The organism is Romboutsia sp. (assembly GCF_051659545.1).
Classification (GTDB): domain Bacteria; phylum Bacillota; class Clostridia; order Peptostreptococcales; family Peptostreptococcaceae; genus JBOFOR01.
The window spans coordinates 1-24,736 of the sequence record NZ_JBOFOR010000267.1 but is presented as its reverse complement, the minus strand read 5'-3'; the positions used below and the strand labels follow the sequence as shown (position 1 = coordinate 24,736).

General features: G+C 29.7%; 15 protein-coding genes. 3 read left to right on the top strand and 12 right to left on the bottom strand.

Annotation, left to right across the window (positions count from 1 at the left end; all coding sequences use genetic code 11):
- Positions 1-12: 12 nt before the first annotated feature.
- From ACRC03_RS15495 to ACRC03_RS15475, 5 genes are all read right to left on the bottom strand, one after another.
- Positions 13-1,731, bottom strand: coding sequence for a phospho-sugar mutase (locus tag ACRC03_RS15495; RefSeq protein WP_438653497.1), 1,719 nt, complete (start codon positions 1,729-1,731; stop codon positions 13-15).
- A gap of 17 nt (positions 1,732-1,748) precedes the next feature.
- Entirely contained in the window at positions 1,749-3,302 is a 1,554-nt protein-coding gene (murJ, locus tag ACRC03_RS15490; protein WP_438653496.1) for a murein biosynthesis integral membrane protein MurJ, read from the bottom strand.
- Positions 3,303-3,331: 29 nt separating this feature from the next.
- Positions 3,332-4,381, bottom strand: a complete 1,050-nt coding sequence (locus ACRC03_RS15485) for a cell wall-binding repeat-containing protein (protein ID WP_438653495.1) — start codon at positions 4,379-4,381, stop codon at positions 3,332-3,334.
- 124 nt (positions 4,382-4,505) lie between these two features.
- The gene (locus ACRC03_RS15480) at positions 4,506-5,171 is read right to left on the bottom strand and encodes an exopolysaccharide biosynthesis polyprenyl glycosylphosphotransferase (RefSeq protein WP_438653494.1); all 666 of its coding nucleotides are present in this window, start codon (positions 5,169-5,171) and stop codon (positions 4,506-4,508) included.
- A gap of 159 nt (positions 5,172-5,330) precedes the next feature.
- Entirely contained in the window at positions 5,331-7,331 is a 2,001-nt protein-coding gene (locus tag ACRC03_RS15475; protein WP_438653493.1) for a cell wall-binding repeat-containing protein, read from the bottom strand.
- Between the two features lie 229 nt (positions 7,332-7,560).
- On the opposite strand from ACRC03_RS15475, the gene ACRC03_RS15470 reads away from it, so the two are divergent.
- The 3 genes from ACRC03_RS15470 to ACRC03_RS15460 all read left to right on the top strand — a co-directional run bounded on the left by ACRC03_RS15470 (position 7,561) and on the right by ACRC03_RS15460 (position 11,438).
- Entirely contained in the window at positions 7,561-8,988 is a 1,428-nt protein-coding gene (locus ACRC03_RS15470) for an MBOAT family O-acyltransferase (RefSeq protein ID WP_438653492.1), read from the top strand.
- Positions 8,989-8,997: 9 nt separating this feature from the next.
- On the top strand, positions 8,998-10,248 hold the full coding sequence (locus tag ACRC03_RS15465) for a DHHW family protein (protein WP_438653491.1): 1,251 nt from the start codon (positions 8,998-9,000) through the stop codon (positions 10,246-10,248).
- An 89-nt stretch (positions 10,249-10,337) separates the two neighbouring features.
- Entirely contained in the window at positions 10,338-11,438 is a 1,101-nt protein-coding gene (locus ACRC03_RS15460; protein WP_438653490.1) for an acyltransferase family protein, read from the top strand.
- 179 nt (positions 11,439-11,617) lie between these two features.
- Here ACRC03_RS15460 and ACRC03_RS15455 read toward each other — a convergent pair whose 3' ends face one another.
- The 7 genes from ACRC03_RS15455 to ACRC03_RS15425 all read right to left on the bottom strand — a co-directional run bounded on the left by ACRC03_RS15455 (position 11,618) and on the right by ACRC03_RS15425 (position 24,499).
- The gene (locus ACRC03_RS15455; protein ID WP_438653489.1) at positions 11,618-15,031 is read right to left on the bottom strand and encodes a cell wall-binding repeat-containing protein; all 3,414 of its coding nucleotides are present in this window, start codon (positions 15,029-15,031) and stop codon (positions 11,618-11,620) included.
- A 278-nt stretch (positions 15,032-15,309) separates the two neighbouring features.
- Positions 15,310-16,419 (bottom strand): acyltransferase family protein, encoded by a 1,110-nt coding sequence (locus ACRC03_RS15450; protein ID WP_438653488.1) that lies wholly within the window; start codon positions 16,417-16,419, stop codon positions 15,310-15,312.
- Between the two features lie 284 nt (positions 16,420-16,703).
- Positions 16,704-19,046: a preprotein translocase subunit SecA gene (secA, locus tag ACRC03_RS15445; RefSeq protein ID WP_438653487.1), complete on the bottom strand. Its 2,343-nt coding sequence runs from the start codon at positions 19,044-19,046 to the stop codon at positions 16,704-16,706.
- A 243-nt stretch (positions 19,047-19,289) separates the two neighbouring features.
- The gene (murJ, locus tag ACRC03_RS15440; RefSeq protein ID WP_438653486.1) at positions 19,290-20,837 is read right to left on the bottom strand and encodes a murein biosynthesis integral membrane protein MurJ; all 1,548 of its coding nucleotides are present in this window, start codon (positions 20,835-20,837) and stop codon (positions 19,290-19,292) included.
- A complete protein-coding gene (locus tag ACRC03_RS15435; RefSeq protein WP_438653485.1) occupies positions 20,830-22,029 on the bottom strand; it encodes a glycosyltransferase in 1,200 nt (399 codons plus the stop codon). Before ACRC03_RS15435 ends, murJ (ACRC03_RS15440) begins: the two co-directional genes overlap by 8 nt.
- 13 nt (positions 22,030-22,042) lie before the next feature.
- On the bottom strand, positions 22,043-23,173 hold the full coding sequence (locus tag ACRC03_RS15430; protein WP_438653484.1) for a glycosyltransferase family 4 protein: 1,131 nt from the start codon (positions 23,171-23,173) through the stop codon (positions 22,043-22,045).
- Positions 23,174-23,188: 15 nt separating this feature from the next.
- The gene (locus tag ACRC03_RS15425; RefSeq protein ID WP_438653483.1) at positions 23,189-24,499 is read right to left on the bottom strand and encodes a nucleotide sugar dehydrogenase; all 1,311 of its coding nucleotides are present in this window, start codon (positions 24,497-24,499) and stop codon (positions 23,189-23,191) included.
- Positions 24,500-24,736 lie beyond the last annotated feature (237 nt).

Below are 24,736 nucleotides of genomic sequence, written 5' to 3'. Positions count from 1 at the left end.
ACCTCTTTCCCGCTATATAGCATCTACAATTTCAGTCATTGAAGATATTAGCTTTGATAATTTTGAATCTACGTCTTGTTCATTGTCACTGTTAGTTCCAATGTAGAATTTTATCTTAGGTTCAGTTCCCGAAGGTCTTACAGCTATCCAAGAACCATCTTGTAGTAAAAACTTGAGCACATCTGACTTAGGTAAATTTTCTACGCCTTCTTTGTAGTCTAGTACCTTATCTACTTTAATATTTGCTATATTTTCTATATTTGTAGTCCTAAAGTAGTTCATTATTTCCTTTATTTTTTCTATTCCTTCTATTCCTTTTAAAGTTATTGATATTAGGTTTTCTTTATAATATCCAAACTTTTCATAAGTATCCATCATTGCTTCATATAGATTCATGTTCTTAGAAGCATAGTAAGCTGCCATTTCACAGATTAAAAGTGCCGCTACTACTCCATCTTTGTCTCTAGCATGAGTTCCAACTAAATAACCGTAGCTTTCTTCGTAACCCATTATAAATGAATTGCTTTCTTCATTATTAGAAGCTACTATCTCAAATTCATTTATTTTTTCACCTATAAACTTAAATCCAGTTAAAGTATCTATACTCTTAACTCCATAGTGAGCAGCTATTTTAGCCCCAAGTTCTGAAGTTACTATAGTCTTTATTATAGTAGGATTTTTAGGTAATTTATTTTTCGCAACTATGCTCTCTATTATGTATCTAACTAATAAAGAACCCACTTGATTTCCATTTAATACTACATATTCTCCCTTAGAGTCCTTCACTACTACTCCAACTCTATCACAGTCAGGGTCAGTTCCTATTATTAAATCAGCTCCATTTTCTTTAGCCATTTCTATAGCTATATTAAATACAGATTTTTCTTCCGGATTAGGATACTCTACTGTTGAGAAATTTGGATCTGGATTTTCTTGTTCTTTGACTACAATTACATTTTCAAAACCAGCTTGCTTTAAAGATGTTCTTATAGATTTATTTCCAGTTCCATGTATAGGTGTAAAGATTACTTTTAAATCTTTACCATAAGCATCTATTATATCTTGTCTTATTATTTGACTATTAACAGCCTTTATAAATTCTTTATCTACACTATCGTCTAACTCTACTATTAAGTTACTATTTTTAGCAGTTTCAAAATCAATAGTTTTTATAGTGTTATAATCTTCTATTTTATTAACTTCTGAGATTATTTCATTTGCCATTTCTATACAAACTTGACCACCGTCTGGACCGTATACTTTATAGCCATTGTATTCCTTCGGGTTATGACTTGCAGTTATTACTATCCCCATAGCACAGTTTAAATATCTTACTGCAAAAGATAACTCTGGAGTCGGTCTTAAGTCATCAAATATGTACGCCTTTATACCATAAGCTGCTAGCGTTTTAGCTGCTTCAATGCAGAACTCTCTAGACATAAATCTACTATCATAAGCTATGGCTACACCTTTATCTTTACCTTCTTGACCCATAGTTTTTACAATATAGTTTGCAACTCCTAGAGTAGCACGTCTTATAGTGTACAGGTTTATTCTGTTAGTTCCAGCTCCGATTATTCCTCTTAAGCCACCAGTCCCAAACTCTAAGTTCTTGTAAAATCTTTCTTGTATTTCTTTTTCATCTTCTTTTATATTTAATAATTCTTCTTTTGTATTCCTATCAAAATAAGGAGAGTTTAACCACTCTTCATATGCTTTTTTATAGTACATAACTATTGCCTCCCTAATTACTGTCTTTTCAATAACTTATTTTTATATTTTTTTCCCATATCTATTGCTAAATTTACCTCTTCTACTTTCAATACTATAACAACTATTCCATACACTATCGCTCCTACAAGTACAGAGGTTCCTACAGATATTATCTCATTTATTGTACCTAATCCCAAAGCTCCATTTAGGTATTTATATAAGAAGTAAGTTACAATACCCATTATTACAGAAGCAATTAAGCTTTTTAGAGTCGTAGATAAAATTTTATCTCCACCAAAGTATCCAAACTTTCTTTTTAAAGAGAAAAGTAATAATACAACTGTAAGCATTGAAGATAAACTTGTAGATAAAGCTATTCCTTTATATCCTAATGGCTTAATTAAGATTAAGTTGAAAACTATATTCATAGTTAAAGCTATACTTCCATTTATCATAGGCGTTTTTGTGTCTGACATAGAATAAAATGCTCTATATAAAACATCTCTTACTGCACTTGCCAATAATCCTAGAGAAAATAATTTTAAGGAAGTTGCTGTCCACATAGTAGACTGTGCATCAAAAGCTCCTCTTTCAAATAATATTCTAACTATAGGAACTGCTAAAATCATACATCCAACTACAATAGGTAACACTAATAATATAATATAGTTTGCTGACTTAACAATTAAGTTAATAAATCCATCTCTATTATCGCCACTTGATATTTTTGATAATTTAGGATAAATAGCAGTTATTATAGAAGTTACAAACAATGCCATTATTACATCATTTAATTTACCACCATAGTTTAATGCTGATAAATAACCATCACCAAGAGTAGTAGCCAACGCTTTATCTACAAATGAGTTTAGCTGTCCTATTGCTACTCCTACAAGCATAGGAAGCACTAGCACTACCATATTTCTTATACTTTCGTCTTTCATATTTATATATGGCTTGTATCTATAGCCTTTTTTTAGTGAAGACGGAATTTGGAAAAACATTTGACTTGCCATAGCAATCAATGCTCCTATTGCTAGTATATCTGGATTAGCATTTACACTAATCATAATTGAAATTATAATTATTATATTATAAGGTATACCTATTAGCGCAGGTATTCCAAAACTATCGTTAACTTGTAAATAGGAAGCGAAGATTTTGCTCCCAGCTAAAAATATAGCTCCTGATATCATAATCTTAGTAAATTTAACTGCAAGAGTGAATTTTTCCCCTTCAAAACCTCCTGCAAATACTTTTACAAATTCTTCTGTAAATATAAGCCCTAATATAGCTATTATTATAGCCAGTACAAAAGAAATATTTAAAATGTTGTTAGTGAACTTTATAGTTCCTTCTTCTCCATCTCTTTCCTTAGCTTCAAAGTACAAAGGAATATAAGTTGTTGCTACAGCAGAACCTACTACTGCCACGATTAGTCCTGGAATATTTACTGTTAGCAAAAATACATCCGCATAAGCTCCTGTACCATAAAAATTGGCTAGGACAACTTCTCTAAAAAATCCTAATATTTTTGAAAACAGGGTAGCTAGTAATATCCATAATGCTGCCTTAGCTGTTTTTGACATTTCTCTTTCTCCTTATCCTAAGTAAAATTTTAAGCTCCGTATCTAAAGGCTCTAAATGTAATTATTAATAATAATCCTATTAATATTGTTGCCGAAATAAAACTTCTACTAGTCAGAGTATGAGCTATGCTATAGTCGTCAACTACAGCTCCAACTTCTATGATTTTATTCACCTTATTCCTCTCTAAAAATTTACTCTGATTGTAAGTGAAACTCTCTCCACAAACTAATATAGGTATATTTTGCTTAGCAGCAACTACTCCTAGTGAAATATACTCTGGAGCAACAGTTTTTCTTCCATATTCTGGTGTAGCAGTGTACACCGTATCTATATCACCTTTATGCATTTTATTTATAATAGGTATACTAGTTTCTGATTTATTCATTTCTCTTATAATTTGTACATTTTTAAAATTTTCTTTTGCTCCAGCTATGAAATTTTCAGAATTGCCAACTGCATAAACATTCTCAACATCATATTTTTTTACGAATTTTTTAATGTCCTTAAAATCTTCTTTTGTATTCCATATTATTGGAATATTATTTTGTGCTGCATATGAATATAAAGCTAAAGAATTTTCAACTCCTGCGCTTGACGAAATTAAAAATACATCAGATACCTTTTGTATTTTATCTAATTGTTTTGCTATTTGAATAGATGTATCGTATCTATTTTCACCATAAATTCTTTCTACTTTAATTCCCATATCTGTTAGTTCTTTTTCTGTAGTTCTAGATATGGCTTTTAAACCACCAATTATAGTTATTTTTTCAACACCTAAATCTTTTATGTAATCTTTTGTTATTTTATCAATATATTTCCACTGAGTTATTATTATTGGAGCATTCTTTGCATAAGCTAAAGGCGTTGCACTTATAGCATCAATAACAGAATCTTCATTTACAAAAATAGCTTCCTTTGAAGATTTAAAAACGCTTCTATTTAACTCCATTGAAATTTCTCTTCTAGTTCCTTTAATACGTTCTTTATTGTACTTACTCTGTGCATATACATCTAGAGTCCCTGACGCTAAAATTAATACCAGGGCACAAAATAAAACCTTAATTTTTTTCATCATATATCTCATATCCTTTTCTAATTTAAAATTGATTTATAATAATATTCTTCCCATCTAGAGACAAAATAATAAAAGGACCCTTTATAAAGAGCCCTTTTATTGGTTAATAATCTAATTTTTAAAATTATCTAGCTCCATCTCCTGTTAAAACCACTTTAACAGTTTTAAAGAGTATCTTTAAGTCTAATGTTATACTCCTATTTTTTATATAGTACACATCTTCTATAAGCTTTTGTTCTGGAGTAATTTCGTAACCACCATTTACTTGGGCCCATCCTGTAAGTCCTGGTTTTATAGCTAGTCTATTAATAAACCCTGGTATCTCTTTGTTGAATTCTTCAGTAAATGAAGGTCTCTCTGGTCTTGGCCCTATAATACTCATCTCTCCCTTGAGTATATTAAATAATTGTGGTATCTCATCAATTCTAGTCTTTCTAATAAACTTCCCAACTTTAGTAATTCTAGGATCATCTTTATCCGCCCACTGTGCTCCGAATTTTTCGGCATCAGTTCTCATAGATCTTAGTTTATATATATAAAACTTTTTTCCATCTTTTCCTAGTCTTTCTTGATTATAAGTTATTGGTCCATTGTCTTCTATTTTAATAAGAATTCCAAATATTATTATTAAAGGCACTCCAATTAAAAGTCCTATTAATGATAGTACTATGTCTAAAGCTCTTTGATACATATCAAATATGATATTACCCTTAACCATACTATAATCAATAGTATGTTTGTATGTTGGGTCTTTGGAAACCTTGCACCCTTCATCAGCATATCCAGACATAATTACCTCCACATTGGAATAAATTTTGTACATTATATTCTAACTTATTTATATATTATACTCAAAAAACGACATCTTATCAATACAATAAATGCTATATCAATAACTTGTTTCTAAATATTAACTTTTTTGTGTATATTTTCTACAAAGGTATTTTTTCTATTTAATAGTTTGCTCTATACCTTTACCAATTTGAGTTCCTAAAATTTGTCTTTTTTCTAAGGTATTTACAAGTAATTGATCTTGCTCATTATCGATAAAAGAACACTCAATTAATGCCGCTGGAGCTTTACTTTCCCTTATCATATGCAAGTAATCTTTACCTTGTAGTGATCCTGACCCTATAATTCTAGTCTTAATACCTCTGTTTTTCAAGTTGAATTTTTCTAACACACTATTTAACATATTAGTAGCTAAAGTCTTTGTAACTCCACCATTTTTATCTATATCTCTATAGAATACTTCTATACCATTGCCTTTAGTATCTGATGCATTATAGTGAACACTTACAAGTAAATCTGGATTTATTGAATTTGCATAACTTGTTCTTTCGCCTAGTGCCATTGTGGCATCTTTATCTCTAGTAAGAATAACATTTACATTATTATCTCTTAGATATTGTGCTGCCGATAGCGAGGTATCTAAAGTATAATTTTTTTCTACTATAGTCTTATCTATAGCATTTGTAGCTCCCGAATCCGCTCCACCATGCCCTGGATCAATTACTACTGTTTTATCTCCTGACACACGCTTCGATAGTTTATAGGCAATATCATCTATGACACTATCTCTTATAGAGTCTCCTATTTTATAAACTACATTTGCACTTTTAGTTTTTAAGTTGTTTTCGTGATATTTAGATACATAATTAGTAGGAGTTATAAGTATTGGTGAATTTAGCTTAGCTGCTAATGGACCAGCCAAAAGAGCATCCACTAACACATCCGATCTAGCTACTAATACTGCATCTAATGACTGCTCCGGATAAAATTTCTCCATTACTTTTGAATTAGTCTCATGTCTATCTAATCCATATACTCTATTTTTATATACACTATTACCTTCCTCTACTGTAGTTATGGCTGCAACTTGATGTATTACATCTGTTGTTAAATTATCTTCTCCACCTATGAAGTAAGCATCTTTTAAATTTTCATTTCTTAACCAATTATAAGTATTCTCCGGTATTTGAGTTTTATCACTTAGTATTATAGGTTGCTTATCTTCTCCAGCTTTTGCTGCTATAGTAAGAGCATCTACTTCTCCTCTATATCCATTTGCTATATATATTTTACTTACATCATGATATCCATCTATTTCTTTTGCTATATTTAAAGACGTCTCATGTCTAGTGCTCCCACCTATACGAGTTACAGTAGTATTCATTGTAGATTGTAGTTCATTTTTTATTTGTTCAGAAACAACAGCACTTCCTCCTATAATCACTATTTCCTTAGGATTTAGTCGTCTAATTTCTTGTTTGGTACTATCTGGTATACTGTCTTTTTTTGTAAGTAGCATTGGAGCATCGTAAGTTGTAGCAAGTGGTGTGGCTGTTATTCCGTCCGCTATAGCTTCTCCATTTATTAAAATCACTTTATCTGATCCGCCTTGCCATCCTTCTTGGCTTATTTTTACTGCTGTTTCAAAAGCTGTGCTTCCTTCTAATTTTTTTACTGGTGCTGATGATTTTTGTAGATATGTTTTTAATTGCTTTTTGTTACTTATTATGTACTCTTGAGTTATATTGTAATCCTCTAGTTTTAATCCCATTTCTTCTAGTTTTTGTTTATTTAAAATTTGTGAATTTTTTTCATCATTTATTGTTATATTTTCAATTTCCCATATATTTAAGTATTCTGGATCTTTGTTAAAGTTTATTGTTCCTTCATAAGAATTTGTTTTTTGATTGTAGTTTAAAGTTGCACTAAGTGGCATATCATAACATAAAAGATTTAACGTTATAGTGTTAGCATTGAATTTTTGTTGAAAAGATATATTTATTTTTGATTCATCCCCTAGTAGTACCGTTCTTTTTTCTAAATTTATGTTAATCCCCGAATTTTTTATAGTATTTGTATTAGCTGCAAATGCTATATTTGGCGCAACTAATGCTGTTGTAATTAATCCCGCTGTAAATAGCTTAACTGTTTTTTTCATCAAAATCCCCCCTTTTCGTGTTTCATTGTAATTATAGCACATATTTTGTATGCTAATAAAGGATGTCTGTTCGACATCCTTTTTATTATACTTATATTTTCTTTATTATATGCTATATCTCTAATGCATTGTCTACTTCGATACAATTAAACAATACATTAGATATTTAACCTATGATATGTTAAAATACTATTTGGAATATATAACTAAAACAAAAGGAGAGGATTTAATGGTTTTTTCTAGTATGATATTTCTATTTGTATTCTTGCCAATAATACTGTTTACTTACTACGTAATATTGCAAAAACATACACATAGAAATACATTCTTATTCTTATCAAGTCTAGTATTCTACGCTTGGGGAGAACCTATCTACGTATTACTAATGATATTTAGTATACTTATAAACTTTAGACTAGGTATTTTAATTAACAACTCAGACAATAAAGAAGCAAAAAAATGCATTCTTATAATAGGAATCATCTCTAATTTAATATTTTTATTTATGTTTAAATATGAAGGTTTTTTCGTCAACAACATAAATTCACTATTTAATATAGGAATTGAAAGTCTAAATCTAGGACTACCTATTGGAATCTCATTTTTCACATTCCAAGCTTTATCTTACTTAGTAGATGTATATAGAAAAACAGTCCCTGTACAAAACAACTTAATCCATCTTGGATTATATATATCATTTTTCCCACAATTAGTGGCAGGACCCATAGTAAGATATAGTACAATTGCAGAGCAAATAGAAAATAGAACTACAAATATGAATCAATTTTCAAATGGAATAAAAAGATTTATATTTGGTGTTGGAAAAAAAGTTATACTAGCAAATAATTTAGCACTAATATCTGAAAAATCATTTGCTACTGATGAATTATCAATTTCCTTTGCATGGCTAGGAGCAATAGCATACACACTGCAAATATACTTTGACTTTTCTGGGTATTCTGACATGGCAATAGGACTTGGTAAAATGTTTGGCTTTGAATTCTTAGAAAACTTCAACTATCCATATATATCAAAAACAATTACTGAGTTTTGGAGAAGATGGCACATATCTTTAGGAAGCTGGTTTAGAGACTACGTTTACTTCCCACTTGGCGGCTCTAGAGTAAAAAGTAAATCTAAATTAATATTGAACTTATTCGTAGTATGGTTCTTGACAGGGGTATGGCATGGTTCTGGATGGAAATTCATAGCATGGGGTATGCTTTACTTCACTATATTAGTATTTGAAAAATTACTTTCAATACCAAATAGAATAAACAAAAATATATTACTAGCTGGTATTTATCAAGTATTCACCATATTTTTTGTTATAGTCGGATGGGTTATATTCGGAGAAAACACACTTACTAACGCAATAAAACATTTATTTGCTATGTTTGGACTTAGAGGAAATACCTTCATAGATGCTAATACAATACTTTACCTAAATGATTACTATTTATTAATAATACTAGGTATCATATTATCAACACCTCTCCTAAAAGTAATAATAGAAAAAATAAAATCTAAATTACCAGATTCAAAAGTAGAAATTTTAGATATAACTTCTAGCTTTGTTTATATGATAATCTTATTTATATCAATATCATATCTAGCAATAGGAGCACATAACCCATTCATATATTTTAATTTCTAGGAGGGACAAATGAAAAACAAACTAAAAGCATCAAATATTGTATTACCTATGCTATTTTGCTCTACAATAGTATTTGTAGGTTTTATAAATATATCTAACTTTAAAAACAATTATAAAATATCTATGGAAGAAAATCTAAATGATAAAAAATTAGGACTAGCTCAAATAGAAAGTAAATATGCCGAAAGCTTTGAAGGTAAAAATAACTTTATAACTTTAAACGGAGCATTTACAAAATTAATGGATAAAAAAAGTTTAAATGGTATAGTAAAACTTGAAAATGGATATTTAACAACAATGACTGACAAAGTAGATACCGCTCCATTAGTAGAGACTACTGTTAAGTTCAAAGATTACCTTAACAAAAAAGATATTCCATTTTTATACACACAATTGCCTGATAAAATGCCAACTGATGATTCTTATCTTCCCAAAGGTAATGTAACTTTTATAAATGAAAATGCAAATAACTTATTAAAAGGACTTGAAGAAAATAACATAGATACCTTTGATATTAGAAAAGAAATACAAAAGAATAATATTGATAATTACTCTTTATTTTTTAAAACAGATCATCATTGGAATTTTAATGGAGCATTTTGGGCACACACCAAAATTACAGAAAAAATAAACTCTATACTTGATATAGATAATACTAATAAAAACTATTTTGATATAAATAATTATAATATTGAAAAGTATGAAGATATTTTCTTAGGCAGTAGAGGTAAAAGAGTTGGACCATACTTTGCTGGAGTTGACGATATTGATTTAATAACGCCTAAATTTGATACAAACTTCACACTAGAAGTCCCAAGTCGAAATATTAAAAGAGAAGGAAGTTTTAATGATTCTCTTCTGTTTATGGAACAATTAGAAAGCAAGGATTACTATTCTTCTAATCCTTATTCAGTTTACCTAAAGCAAGACTATGATTACATGAAAATAACAAATAACAATGTTGATAATGATAAAAAAATATTCATAATAAAAGATTCCTTTAATATAGCTTTGGCACCATTTTTAGCTCTTCATTACAATGAAGTTCATTTATATGATTTAAGACCAGACTATGTTGGTGGAAATATGGAAGATATGATTTCTAAAATAGAAAGTATCAAGCCTGACTTAGTAGCTTGTATGTATTTCCCTGGTGTAATTAATAGTGGTACTTTTAACTTTATAAATGATGATATTATAAAAAATCCAGAAGAAAATTCGTCACTAATTTTACCCCGGGGGGTCTTAAAGAAAACGTAATCTTATTTATATACATCTATATATTTTTTTAGTATGATTATATTTAGATTTAATTATATTTCTACATAAATTTATACTAGGGGGATTGTATGAGTAAATATATTAATTATCAAATGTTAATACTTCAAGCTATTGGAATTATAATAGTTGTATTAGGTCACAAAGGAGGCCTATCATTACTTACAGATTGGTTTCCTGCTTATTCGTTTCATATGCCATTATTTATATTTATATCAGGGTATTTTTATAAGAAAAGTAGCGAAGAAAACCTTTTTAGTTTTATAAAGCAAAAGTTCAATAGACTAATGATTCCTTATTTTATATGGAATTTATTTTATGGAATCTTAGCCAACATATTGGTATATAAAAATATTATAAGTTTTTCAAAACCAATTACGCTTTGGAATTTGTTTATAGAACCCTTTATAACTGGTCATCAGTTTGGACTAAATGTTGCATCTTGGTTCCTTCCTGCTCTTTTCTTAGTTCAAGTTTTTTATATTTTAATAAGGCGTACTTTCAACAGCATTAAATTAAATAATGAATATATTTTTATGGTTGTGTTTTTTATTTTTGGTATTATGGGAGTTATTTTAGGTAACAAAGGATTTATAGAAGGCTTTGAATTGACCTTGACTAGAACTTTATTTTTAGTTTCATTCTTCCAGTTGGGCTATTTTTATAAAAGTAAGTTAGAGTCTAGAGATAAGCTTAATAATGTTTCTTATTTTATAATATTATTTGCTATTCAATTTTTTATTACGCTTAAATATAAGGACTTAAATTTTAGTGCTGCATTTTGTAATAATTTTAATAGATCTAACATTTTACTTCCTTTTATAAGCTCTATTACTGGTATTGGTTTTTGGCTTAGGGTTTCTAGGATTTTAGTTCCTTCTTTAAAGGATAGTAAAACTATTAGTGCTATTGGTGGAGATACTTTTAGTATTATGATGCATCATGAGTTAGTATTTTTCGGTATTAATAGTATACTGGCTATGGTTTATGGTTATTTAAATTTAACTAACTTTAGTATAGAATCTTATTCTAGTAATGGTTGGTATGGATATAATATTTTAGATACTAAATCTTTAGCATTTTATGTTGTTTGTGGAGTACTTATTCCAGTAACTTTTAAGAAGATTTATTATAAAATTAAAGTTAAATTATCATCTTCTTCTACTACCTAAATTTAAGTTTATTCTGTTTTCTTGACATAAAGATATGCTCCCTTCATTAGTAACAGTTTTTATTATTCTAACTGTTTACTATAAAGGGAGCATATCAATCTCTCTATGTTGGGCTTTTACACTCTTACTAATCTTTCCTATTCGTCACTAATTTTACCCCAAGATGACTTAGTCTGTTTCTACTTATTTATAACAAGGTCTAAAATTTTATATTCATTTTTACTAAGAACTACACTAGTTGAGCTAGTTTTATGTCCGGCTTTGCTTAATTCAAGTGTATATGAACCTGGTGCAAGCTCTAACTTATAAACTCCTAGAGTTTCACTTTTAGCTCTTGCTATTTCTATTCCATCACTATTCTTCGCCACTATATCTACATCTACTACTGGTATATAGTATTTATTTCTAACATATCCACTTACTGTAGCGTTTATTTTTCCTATTTCAGCGCTTATAGTTAAATTTTTTCCTTTTTCAACTATTACTGTTTGTGGTTCTGCCTCATAACCTGCTTTACTATAGTTTAATGTATATGTGCCTCCTGGCAATGACATAGTAAATATTCCTATATCATTACTTGTAGCTGTTACTGTATTACCCTTAGAATCTGTCGCTGTTATAGTTACATCTTTTACTGGAAGTTTAGATTTATCAGTTACGGTTCCCCTTACAATTCCAGTTCCATTTAATATTACTTGAGCATTACTTATTTTCTTTTCAGCATCCTTAACTTTAGGATAATATGTTAAATTAAGAGCTCCGTCAAATACATCATTTCCTGTATTTAAACTTTGCTTAAACTTTTCTAAAGCACTCTTTGCTTTATCTATATCGCCTTGTGTTACATTTTCACCTGCAGACTCTAACTTACTTAGCTGAGTATTTAAATCTGCTAAAGCCTTCTCAACTTTTTCCTTAAACTCATCTAATTGACCAACTGATATAGCTGCATCTAATATTCCTTTAAAAGTTTTAATTTGACTATTAATTTCTGATTTTAATTGTGCAAGTTGAGGATTACCGTCAGGTAATTGATTTACTATTTTTTCTACTAATTCTAATACACTTTTAGCTTGTCTAAGTGTATCTACTGTTACTGAGTCTGTATTTAATAAAAATTTAATTAATTGGTCTACTGTAGTTATTGGTTTACTGCCTTGAACTCCATTTTTTTCAACTAATTCAATTACTAGCTTTATTGAAGTTACACCTAGTTGTGCTACAGGTTTTAAATCACCCTCTGGTAATGCATTTACTTGTTCTTCTAATCCTGCTACTAATCTTTTAGCTTCTTCTATTGTCCCTTTGCTAATTAATCCTGAATTAGAGATTATATTTATTACCTCTAATGGATTATCTGTTTGTGAGATATTTTGTATAGTTTCTTGAACTAATTCAAAAGTTTTTATTGTATTTTTTATTTGGTTTAATAAATTTGTTAATTCATTTTTTACTGAACTATCAGGTAGTTTATTTATTTCTACTAAAGATGATTCTACAAAGTTTTTAACAGAAGTTGTATCTAAGCTATCTATATTATTTATTACATTGTTTAATTGAGTTCTTATATTTTCTATAACTCCATAAGCATCTACTATTTCAATTAACTGAGCTTTAGTCTCATTTAATAATGTAGTAGCTTCTTGTGATTTACCATCAATTTGACTTTGTTCGCCATCTATATATAACATAGCACTTTGTACTTGTTCTTTATTTATATTGCCTGCTACTATATTTTGAAGTATTTTATTTAATTCTGCTTCTACTCTAGCTATTGAATCTTGAACTTCTTTAGGTGAAGTTTGCTTAAGCGCTTCAAGATCTTTTATTAATTGCTCTATTTTAGACTTTTTACTTTGAGCTATGTTATTTAATTGTTGATTTAAGTTTGCTAGTTCGGTATTAAGTTGTGCTTTTATTGATTGTAATTTTTGGCAAGTTGACAAAACTTCTTGAAGTGTCATGAAAATTTGTTTTAAATCTTTTCCAAACTGATTTTTATAATAAGCATCATTTATATTAACTTTTGATAATTCTACAGATAATTGTTTTAAGTTTGATATTAGTGGTAATATCTCATCTTGTGTTATGCAGTTGTTTAATATATTTTCAATACTACTTACAATTCCTTGTATTTTAGATTTATCTACATTGCTTTTGTCTATTGATTGGCATATATTTTTTAACATATCTCTTATTTGTTCTTCTAGTTTTTGTAATGGCGTTTTACTTGGATCTGGATTTGGATTTTCAATGTATGTATCTATTGTAACAGAAGTATCAGGGCTTGCATTGTATTTTCCAGATATAGCTGCTAATCTTATATAGTATGTTCCTGGTCCTAAATTTGTTATTTCTGTTGAGCCTGGTAATACTGATTTATACGCACTAACTTCTTTCGGTGTAGCTAACTTATATTCATATAATTTCTTACTATCTAGTCCTGTTATTTTCCCATCTTTATTATCTTTGTTTGTAGCTTTTAATCCTACTAAGCCTGATGGTGCTACTTGATCTTGTGGTGTAGTTGGATTAGTAGTTCCTCCTCCGCCTCCACCACTATTTGAACCTCCACCACCTATGCTTCCACTTGTATCGCCTGAAAATTGAAGTCTAAGTAGCTCTTCATATGCTGCTTCATTTCCATTTCCTCCTGTTTGAGTTACCTTAGTAAACTTTTTATTCGTTCCTATTTTCACTTGACCTTTACTTAGTTTACTTCCTACTATCATTACTGGAGAATCATTTTTAGCAGCTAACACTCCTACCGCTAATGCATCTATAAGATCTCCTGTATTCTGCTTTCCATCTTTTGCAACATAAACATTATTTAAATTTCTATTGGTATAGAATGTCTCTATAACGTTAGCATTAGTTTCATTTCTATCATTACCATTAATTCTCTTTGCATTTACTAATTTAACTTCTACACTTGACGATATTACAGCTTCTCCTCCGATTACGTAAGATGTTTGTATATCTTCATTTTTTATAAATTCATCTGCTACTTTAGTTCCATCTTTAGGATTTGAAAGTATTATAGCCATATCATTTTCTGCTGCAACAGCTGCAATACTTACAGCATCTGCTAAGCCATTCGTACCATTTACTACAGCTATTTTAGAGATATCTTTTATTTCATCTAGTTTCTTAGCTATTGCTAAAGCAGTATGCTCTCTAGTTTCTCCTTTTATTCTTTCTACTTGTATATTTTGTTCTTTTAATTGTTTTTCTAAATTTTCACTAAGTACAGTTTCTCCACCTATTAAATATACTTTAGATACTCTTAGTCTTTTCAATTCGGCTTTAGTTCTATCATCTAGATTATCTTTACCATTTAAAAGTATCGGCGCATTTTTTGCATCTGCAAAAGGTGTTGCTGCAAGTGCATCTGCTATAGCTTCGTCATTTACTATTATTGCTTCTTTTCCACTAGTCCATCCATTTTTACTTATTTCAATAGCTGTCTCCCATCTATTTTTCCCTATAAGTTTTTCACCCTTTACTTCTTGTGCATGTGATATATATGTTCCTCCGCTAGTAGTTACTAAACTTATAGTCAGTAAAGTTGCTATTTTTTTTGGCAATCTCATAATTTTTCCCCCTAATTATCCTTTTTATTATGTTTATTTTTTCTTATGTTATTATTTTAGGTTCTTAGGTGGTTTATTAATATTGGCCATAATGCTAATCTTTTATTATGTCGTGTAGTTAATTATTTTATCCTTTTGAGTATTACACTTTTTAAGTAAATATTCTCTCTAGATACTATTACATATAAGTATATTACTTAGATTTATATGTTTATATTAGAAAAGCCATAAGCTCTGATTTTCATCTTTGCTTACGGCTTTTCTAATACTTATATTTACTATATTTTTATTATTTTTCCCTTTTTATACATCCAAATTGCCAACACTCCCCATAACAAAACATACCCTACAGAAAATGCCAAAGAATCATAAACATCTCCAACTAATGGTGTCATAAACTTAAAAGTTATAAATTCAAATACATTTACAGGCATCTTACTTATCAACTTTTCTATTGCCTCTGATACAAAATATACAAACAAAGGACTTGTACCAAGAGCAATTATAGGCACAAATATCTTCTTTACCCCTCCCATATCACAGATAAGGTAAAAAGTTGCCATAACTACACTATAAGTTCCTCCCGTCAATAATACATAAGAACTAGACCAAAGCCTCTTATTGTAAGGAAACACCTTATTAAAGGCAAAAGCAGCTGCAAGCATTACTCCACCTAGAAGTGCCATTCCAACTAATTTATTTAAATCTTTACCTTTGGAATTATTTATAATATATCCTACAACACAACCTATAATTCCAGTAGCAATAGCTGGAATAGTTGTAAACAATCCTTCAGGATCAAACGTAGGCTTATATAAATGTCCTTCTAGAAACATCATATCTACTATTTGAGCCAAACTACCATCCATTTCAAATCCATAAGGCTTTGATACTACATAGTATCCCACTATTATGACTGCGGATATACTTAACAAGGTAGCTATAACTAGCTTTCTATTTTCAGTTATTTTATTAACAAATAAGAACAAAATTGAAGTTATAAAATACACAATCCCTAATCTTTGTAATACCCCAAGTATTCTAATAGTATTAAAATCTGGATTTGATATGAAATTTAATATAAGACCTAGAAGAAATAAAATTACACTTCTTTTCCCTAGCTCTGCTATAATTTTGAAACTATCTTCCCCTTTAGATAGTTTCTTCTCAATAACTATGGGAATTGCAGTTCCCATTATTAGAATAAAGAATGGAAAACCAAAATCCGCCAGTGTTACTCCATGCCATGTTGCATGTTTTAATTGTTCGTAATATCTCGAACTCGAACCGGGATTATTACAAATCAACATAAGTATTATTGTTAATCCTCTTACAACATCTATAGATGTTACCCTTTTTTTACTTTGTTTTTTTAGCACTCTGCTCATGCCTATCCCCCCTTGATTCACTTGATCTTCAGTTCATTTGCTTATGAAAAAAGTTACAGAGTTGTAATTTTTTGTAATATATCTCCTCGACTTTTAAATAAAGTTATAGTATAATGAACTTAGGAAGAAAGAAATTTCTAACATCTCTTTTTTCCGTATTTCTCACATAGAAAATGCCTTGGATTTTAATCCAAGGCATTTTCATTTTCCTAGGAAATTTTTAAAGTCTTTTTATCAAACTTTGTTCTAAAAGGTAGGAATTTTTAAAATTCCTACCTTTTTTATTAGCTAAACTTGTATAAATATTTAACAGTCTCGTTCCTAATAGTTCTATTTAGTTCTTCAAACATGTCGTATCCTTGTACTGTATATTCCTTTACAGGGTCCTTTTGACCTATAGCAGCTAACCCTATTACTTGTCTTAATTGGTCCATAGCATCTATATGCTCTATCCAGTGAGAGTCCACAACTTCTAATAATACCCTTCTTTCAAGTTCCCTTAATCTATCTATCCCAGTTACAATCTTTTTAAAGTCATATACTCTCTTTGACAATTCATATGTATATTCTACAGTTTCTTCTACTGCCATTTTATCCATACCTGGAATTATTAAAGATTCCTGTGGCATAAATTTATTATGAATACTATTTAAGAACCCATAGTAGTCTTTAGTTTTTCTAAGATATTTCTCTCCTGAATCCTTGATAATATTTTTTACCATTTGTTGAATTTCTTCTTCTATGTTTTTTTCATCTAATACTTTGTTTCTTTCAGCGTAGATAACTTTTCTTTGTTCATTTATTATGTCATCGTATTTTATTACGTTCTTTCTTATTCCAAAGTTTTTACCTTCTATTCCTTTTTGTGCTCTTTCTATTGCTCTTGCTAAACTTTTACTTTCTAAGGCTTCATCTTCTTTTGCATGCATTCTTTTCATTATTTTTTCTATACTGTGTCCACCGTATAGTTTTATTACTTCATCTTCTAAGCTTACAAAAAATCTAGATGTACCTGGATCTCCTTGACGACCTGAACGCCCTCTTAATTGGTTATCTATTCTTCTAGTTTCATGTCTTTCTGTTCCTATTACATATAGTCCACCTAGGTCTTTTACTTTTGATTCGTCTTCCTTATCTCCATCTCCTAGAGATATATCCGTTCCACGACCTGCCATATTTGTAGCTATAGTTACTGAGCCAAGTTTACCAGCTTTTTTTACTATTTCAGCTTCTTTTTCATGATTCTTAGCATTTAGAACTTCATGTTTTATACCCTTTTTCTTTAATAATCCCGATAGCATTTCTGATTTATCTATAGACACAGTACCTACTAGTATTGGTTGACCTGTCGAGTGTATTTTAGCGATGGCTTCTACAACTGCATTGTATTTTGCTTCTTCTGTTTTAAATACTAATTCTTGTAAATCTGCTCTTAATATTGGTTTATTTGTAGGTATTTGAACAACATTCATGCTATATGTAGACTCAAATTCACCTTCTTCAGTCTTTGCAGTACCTGTCATTCCTGATAACTTAGCATACATTCTAAAGAAGTTTTGGAAGGTTACAGTAGCTAAAGTCTTAGATTCTCTTTTTATTTCTACTTTTTCTTTAGCTTCAATTGCTTGATGAAGGCCATCTGAGTATCTTCTACCATCCATTATTCTTCCTGTAAATTCATCGACTATCATTATTTCATTTTGTTTAACCACATAGTCTACATCTTTTTCCATTAACTTGTTGGCTCTTAAAGCTTGATTAATATGGTGGAAAATTTCTATGTTGTCTATATGAGTTAGGTTTTCTATTTTGAAGAAGGTTTCAGCCTTAGTCATACCACTGTCACTAAGTGCTATAGTATTATCTTTTTCTTCTATTTCATAGTCTTCTTCTTCTAAAGTATTTGTAAATGTATCTGCTATATCGTATAGCTTCGTACTTTCCTCTCCAGTTCCAGAGATTATAAGAGGAGTTCTAGCTTCATCTACAAGTATAGAGTCAACCTCATCCACTATAGCGTAGTTCAACTCTCTTTGAACTTTTTCAGAGTTTGTAGCTACCATGTTATCTCTTAAATAATCAAATCCATACTCATTATTAGTACCATAAGTTATATCACACTCATATTGAGCTTTTCTTTCTGTTGGTTCTTGTCCATTTACTATAACCCCAACAGTCATTCCTAAAAACTCATATACAGGTTGCATGATTTCCTTATCACGTTTTGCTAGATAATCATTTACAGTTACAACATGTACACCTTTTCCTGCTAATGCATTTAAATAAACTGGTGCAACTGCTACTAGTGTTTTTCCTTCTCCAGTTTTCATTTCAGCTATTTTACCTTGGTGAAGAACTATTCCACCGATTAACTGAACCCTATATTGACGCATCCCCAGTACTCTTCTTGATGCTTCTCTAGCTACTGCAAAGGCTTCTGCTAATATATCATCTAAAGTTTCTCCACTTGCTAATCTATCTTTAAATATATTTGTCATGTCTTTTAATTCATCGTCACTTAAGCTTTGAATAGCTGCTTCTTTCTCATCTATTGCATCAACTATTTTATTTAATTTTTTTATTTCTATATCGTCTGATTTACTTAACATTCTGTCTAAAACTGACATAGTCTTACCCCCTAACTTATTTTACCTTTTTATTATACAACAATTTGGAAGAATATAGTATGTAATTATACTTATATATTTGTGTAATACTAAGTAGTCACTTACCATATATTTGAAGTGTTTTTTTTATAGAGTAGACATTTTTCACCAAGTATTGTATAATTATCATACTAAAAAATTTGAACACATCTCTTTTTTTAGTGCTTCTCACACCAAAAAGAGCTAGTGTTTATCTAGCTCTTTTTAATTTATCTTTTTAAATTTTTTAGCAACCATATTAGTTATTATCTTAACTTCATCTATTTTCATAAATATTATTAATATAAAGTAAACTAATGCTCCTATAAATATGGAGCTAAATAAACTTATCATATCTCCAATTAATTTTATTCCTAGCATGCCACTCAAAAATTTATATGAATAAAAAGTTACTATTCCCATAGCAATCGCTGCTAGTAGTGATTTCATAGTTACTTTAACTATTTTATCTTGACCAAAGTATCCTATTTTTTTCTTTAAGCTTCTAAATAGTAATAATATGCATATAGTAGCTGAAAGACTTGTTCCAAATGCAAGACCGGCATGTCCCATAAAGTTTATTAGAACTAGATTAAAAGCTATGTTCATACCCATAGCTATAGCACCATTCACCATTGGTGTTTTAGTATCCTGTAGAGAATAAAATACCTTACCTAGTATATCTCTTAACCCAAAACTTAGCATACCTAATGAATAAAACACTAAGGCTATTGATGTCATTTCTGTAGCTCTAGTATCGAAAGCTCCTCTTTCAAACAATACCCTAACTATAGGAGTTGCCAGTACTATTGCACCTACTGATATAGGTATTACTAGAAGTATGACACTGTTTACACTTTTCACTACTGATTCTGTAAATTTTTCTTCATTATTATCTGAGGATAATTTAGACAACATAGGATAAATAACTGCTGCTATAGATGCTATAAATAATCCTATAACAAATCCATTTAATCTGTTTGCATAGTTAAGTGCTGATATACTACCATCTACAAGAGTAGATGCTAAGGTTCTATCAACAACTGCATTTACTTGATTTACCCCTACTCCTATAAATACTGGTCCTAATAACCAGATCATTTTCTTTACATATTCATCCTTTAGATTAAATAACGGCTTATATTTATATCCTTTTTTGTGGGCAAAAGGGTATTGGTATAACAATTGACTTGCCATTCCTAGTAAGGTACCTATTGCCATTATATATATGTTATCAAAATATACACTTGCTATTATAGATGTTATTATTATTATATTAAAAGGAATACCTGCTAATCCTGTTACTACAAAGTTTTCCTTTGCTTGTAAGAACGAGGCTATTACTTTACTTAGCGCTATAAATAGTCCTCCAAATATCATTATTCTAGTGAACTCAACAGTTAATCTAAATTTTTCTCCTTTAAATCCAACTGCAAATACTGTTACTAAAGGCTCTGCAAATATTATCCCTAATATAGATACTAATACACCAAATACTAATACTATGTTGAATATATTATTTACAAAATAATTAGCTTTTTCTTCTCCGCCAATACTATGATTTTCAAAATATAAAGGTATAAAAGTGGTAACTAATGCCGTTCCTATTATAGTGAATAGAGTATTAGGTATATTCATAGCAGTAATATACACATCACTATAAGTAGTTGCCCCATAAGCAGCACCTAGTACAAGTTCTCTACCAAATCCTAAAAACTTAGACAACATAGTTACTGCCATTAGTCCAATTGTGGCTTTTGCTGCTTTACTCATAGCTACCTCCATATAATTTCATTTCATCCTTAGCTGCACTATTCCATGTAAAGTTATCTTTTACTTGTTTTATTAACTTATATTTGTCGTAATCACTAGCTAAGATTTCACATACTTTGTTTGCAAATCTGATTTCAAAGTTATCTCCTTCTTCAACCATTAGCTCCTGATTTTGTATAGCTTCACAAATTCCACCAACATTACTTGCTACTACCATAGTTCCGCAAGCGTTGGCTTCTATTATTACACACCCAAAGCCTTCTTTTCTACTTGGTGTTACCATGACATCCATCACGTTCATATATTCTCTTACTTCATCTACATTTACATTTCCTGTAAAGTGTAGGTTTAAGTTTTTTTCTATACCTTGCTGGGTCATGGCTCCTTTTAAAGGACCATCTCCTACTACTAAAAAGCTTACTTCTTCCTTCGAGTTATTTTTTATGTTCTCAAAAATCTCTATAAGTTTATCTGCTCTTTTTAAGTTATTTAAATTTCCTACAAATCCAACTACCTTGTCAGTTAGCTTTAATTTTTGTTTAAGTTCCTTTATTTTATCATCACTTATTTTATAGAATTTTTCTGTATTTACTCCATTTTTAGTGATAATATAGTTATCTTTGTTGTAACCTAACCTTTTAGCAGCTTGATAAAGCTTGTTACTTACAAATAAATTTTTAGTTGCATTATTCATTACTTCTAGCACTTTAGTTTTTATGTGTTCATTTTTCACTGGCATAGTATGAACATCACTTCCATGATAAGTTACCATATAAGGCTTATTGTAAACTTGTTTTATATAGTAAGCAATTCTTCCATGTGGATAGCCCCAATGAGTACTTACCAAATCACATTGTTTTATTTCCTTTTCATAGCCTTTTAGAAAAGTTGAATAATTAGACTTGTCCATGTTTAGCTTTTCTAGTATCTTATTAATCATACCTACTTTAATGTACACTTTTTTGTAAGTTAGGCCATCATATTTAAATTGTTCTGCCCCTTTAGTTCTGATTGGCTTTTTCATTACTCTTTTTAATAATTTAGTAAGCCCTGCATCATAAAACATTATAGAGTAAATGCTATAGTCTTCAATTTCTTTTGACTTAATTAACTCTTTTAATCTTTCATGACTGGCAGTAAACAATCCTTTTTTATTATTTTCATTCATATTTACTATATATAATATTTTCATAAACATTGCCTTTCTATATATCAGCTTTATAAATATCTTTGTATTTATCTGCTATATTGCTCCATATAAAAGATTCTTTTAGCTCTGGCTCTAACTCTTGTAAATTCCATTGCTCTTTGTCTATAATCTGTATAGCTTTTGCAGTTATTTCTTCTACATCATCATATTTTACACTATAACCTACTTTACCTTCTTCAAAATATCCATCAAAGCCTTGATTTCTAGTATATATTACAGGTAATCCCTGACTTATTGCTTCTATATATACCAATCCAAAAGTTTCAAATTTAGAAGGCATTATATATAGGTTGTTTTCTCTATATAAATCTATTAGTTGCTCTCTATTCATAAATCCACGAAGGTTAACTATACCTTTATATTCTTCTTCAACCATTTTAGTTAAATTCTCTAATTCTGGTCCTTGTCCTACTATATCTAAGGTAGCTTTGTAGCCTAGCTCATTCAGTTTTTTAGTTACTGCCATAGAAGTCGACATATTTTTATTTTTATCTAGTTTTCCTACTGATATTAATTTTACATTATTTTTATCTATAGGCTTACTTTCCATGTGTAGGTTCTCAAACCAAAATTCATCTATACCATTTGGTAACACTACAGATTTTTTTTCGATTATTTCTTTTAAATTCTCAGGCACATATGTATTTATTACATGGTCTTTGTAGCGTGGAGAAATAAAAATTACCGCCTTAGCATTTTTCATTATTTCCACACCTAGCTTTCTAAGGTGTACCATTTTTTTGAAAAATACATTAGCATCAGTGTTTCTAACTGCAACTACATAATCTATATTTTCTTCTTTTTTTAGTTTGTAGGCTACATATCCATTTACAAATAAAGAATGTGCATGAGCTACATCCACATCACTTAAATCTATTTTTTGTTTTAAATCTTTGTATATCTTATAATTTTTCAATCTAAAACTTACTCTATCGTATTGGTTAAAACATTTAGAGTAAATGTACTTAGTTTTTTCATTGTCCTGTCCTTTAAACTTCCCAATCATATCCTCAGAAGAAACTGGTATATACACATCGTTGTATATACCTTTTTCTTCTAAGTTTTCTATTAGATTTTTATATAATTTAGAAGTTATGTAGTAGGAACATATATGTAATACTTTCATGAAATTTCCTCCTAACTATAATCTCCAGTATATTAATCCTTCATCTTGTGCTTCTTTTCTATCGTATAATCCCTTTAAGTCCATTAATACCACATCGCCTTTAGTGTGCATGTTTTTAATATCTTCTAAAGTGAACTTTCTTAACTCTTCGTGAGCTACTGCACAGATTACTGCATCTACATTTTTTATATCTTCCATTGTATTTAGGGTTATATCGTATTCATCTTTAGCTTCATTTGCATCTGCTACTGGGTCGTAAATTAATATCTCTAGCCCATATTCTTTTAATTCTTCTATTATATCTACTATTTTTGTATTTCTAGTATCTGGGCAGTTTTCTTTAAAGGTTAATCCTAAAACTGCAACCTTAGCCCCTTTTATTTGTTTTTCTGCTTTTATTAAACTTTTGATAGTATTTTCTGCTACATACTTAGCCATACCATCGTTTATTTTTCTCCCTGCTAATATTATTTGAGAGTGATATCCTAGTTCTTCTGCTTTATAAATAAAGTAATATGGATCTACCCCTATACAATGTCCCCCAACTAATCCTGGTGTAAAGTTTAAGAAGTTCCACTTAGTTCCTGCTGCCTTTAGTACAGCTTTTGTGTCTATTCCCATTTTATTGAACACCATAGATAATTCATTCATAAAAGCTATGTTGATGTCTCTTTGGGAATTTTCTATAACCTTAGCTGCTTCTGCTACTTTTATACTTTCCGCTCTATATACGCCAGCTTCTATTACTATTTCATATACTTTTGCTATTATATCTAAAGTTTCTTCGTCAGATCCAGATACAATTTTTATTATTGTAGTTAATCTGTTTACTTTATCCCCTGGGTTTATTCTTTCTGGAGAGTAGCCTACTTTGAAGTCTTCTCCGTATTTTAAACCTGATATTTTTTCTAATATAGGTATACAGATTTCTTCTGTTGTACCTGGGTATACTGTAGATTCGTATACTACTATTGATCCTTTAGTAAGGTTTCTTGCCACACTTTCAGTTGCCCCTATTACTGGTCTTAGGTTTGGTGTTTTGTCTTGGTTAATTGGTGTTGGTACTGCTACTATGTGGAATTTAGCTTCTTTTAGTTTGGTTTCATCACAAGTAAATTCTATAGTAGTCTTTTTTAATTCTTCATCCCCAACTTCTTTTGTAACGTCGTTACCATTTATATAAGAATTAACTTTTTCTTCATTTATATCAAACCCTATTACCTCTACGTACTTTGCAAACTCCACTGCTAGTGGTATTCCAACATATCCTAGCCCCACTACTGATATTTTTTCTTTTTTATCTAATATATCTTTATATAAGTTCATGCGGTCCTCCTTATTTTAATGTTCTACTATATAGAATAATATACCATTATTCATGTAATTTAAAGGTTTTATGACACAAAAAATCTCTTTTCTATTTATATAGTGTTATACGTCAATTTATTTCATATGAAAATATACCTAAAAAAGCAATTTAAAATATCTTTCATTTAATAGAAGATATCTTAAGTTGCTTTTTTAATAATCAGATTATATAATCTGATGTAAAAGATTATAATT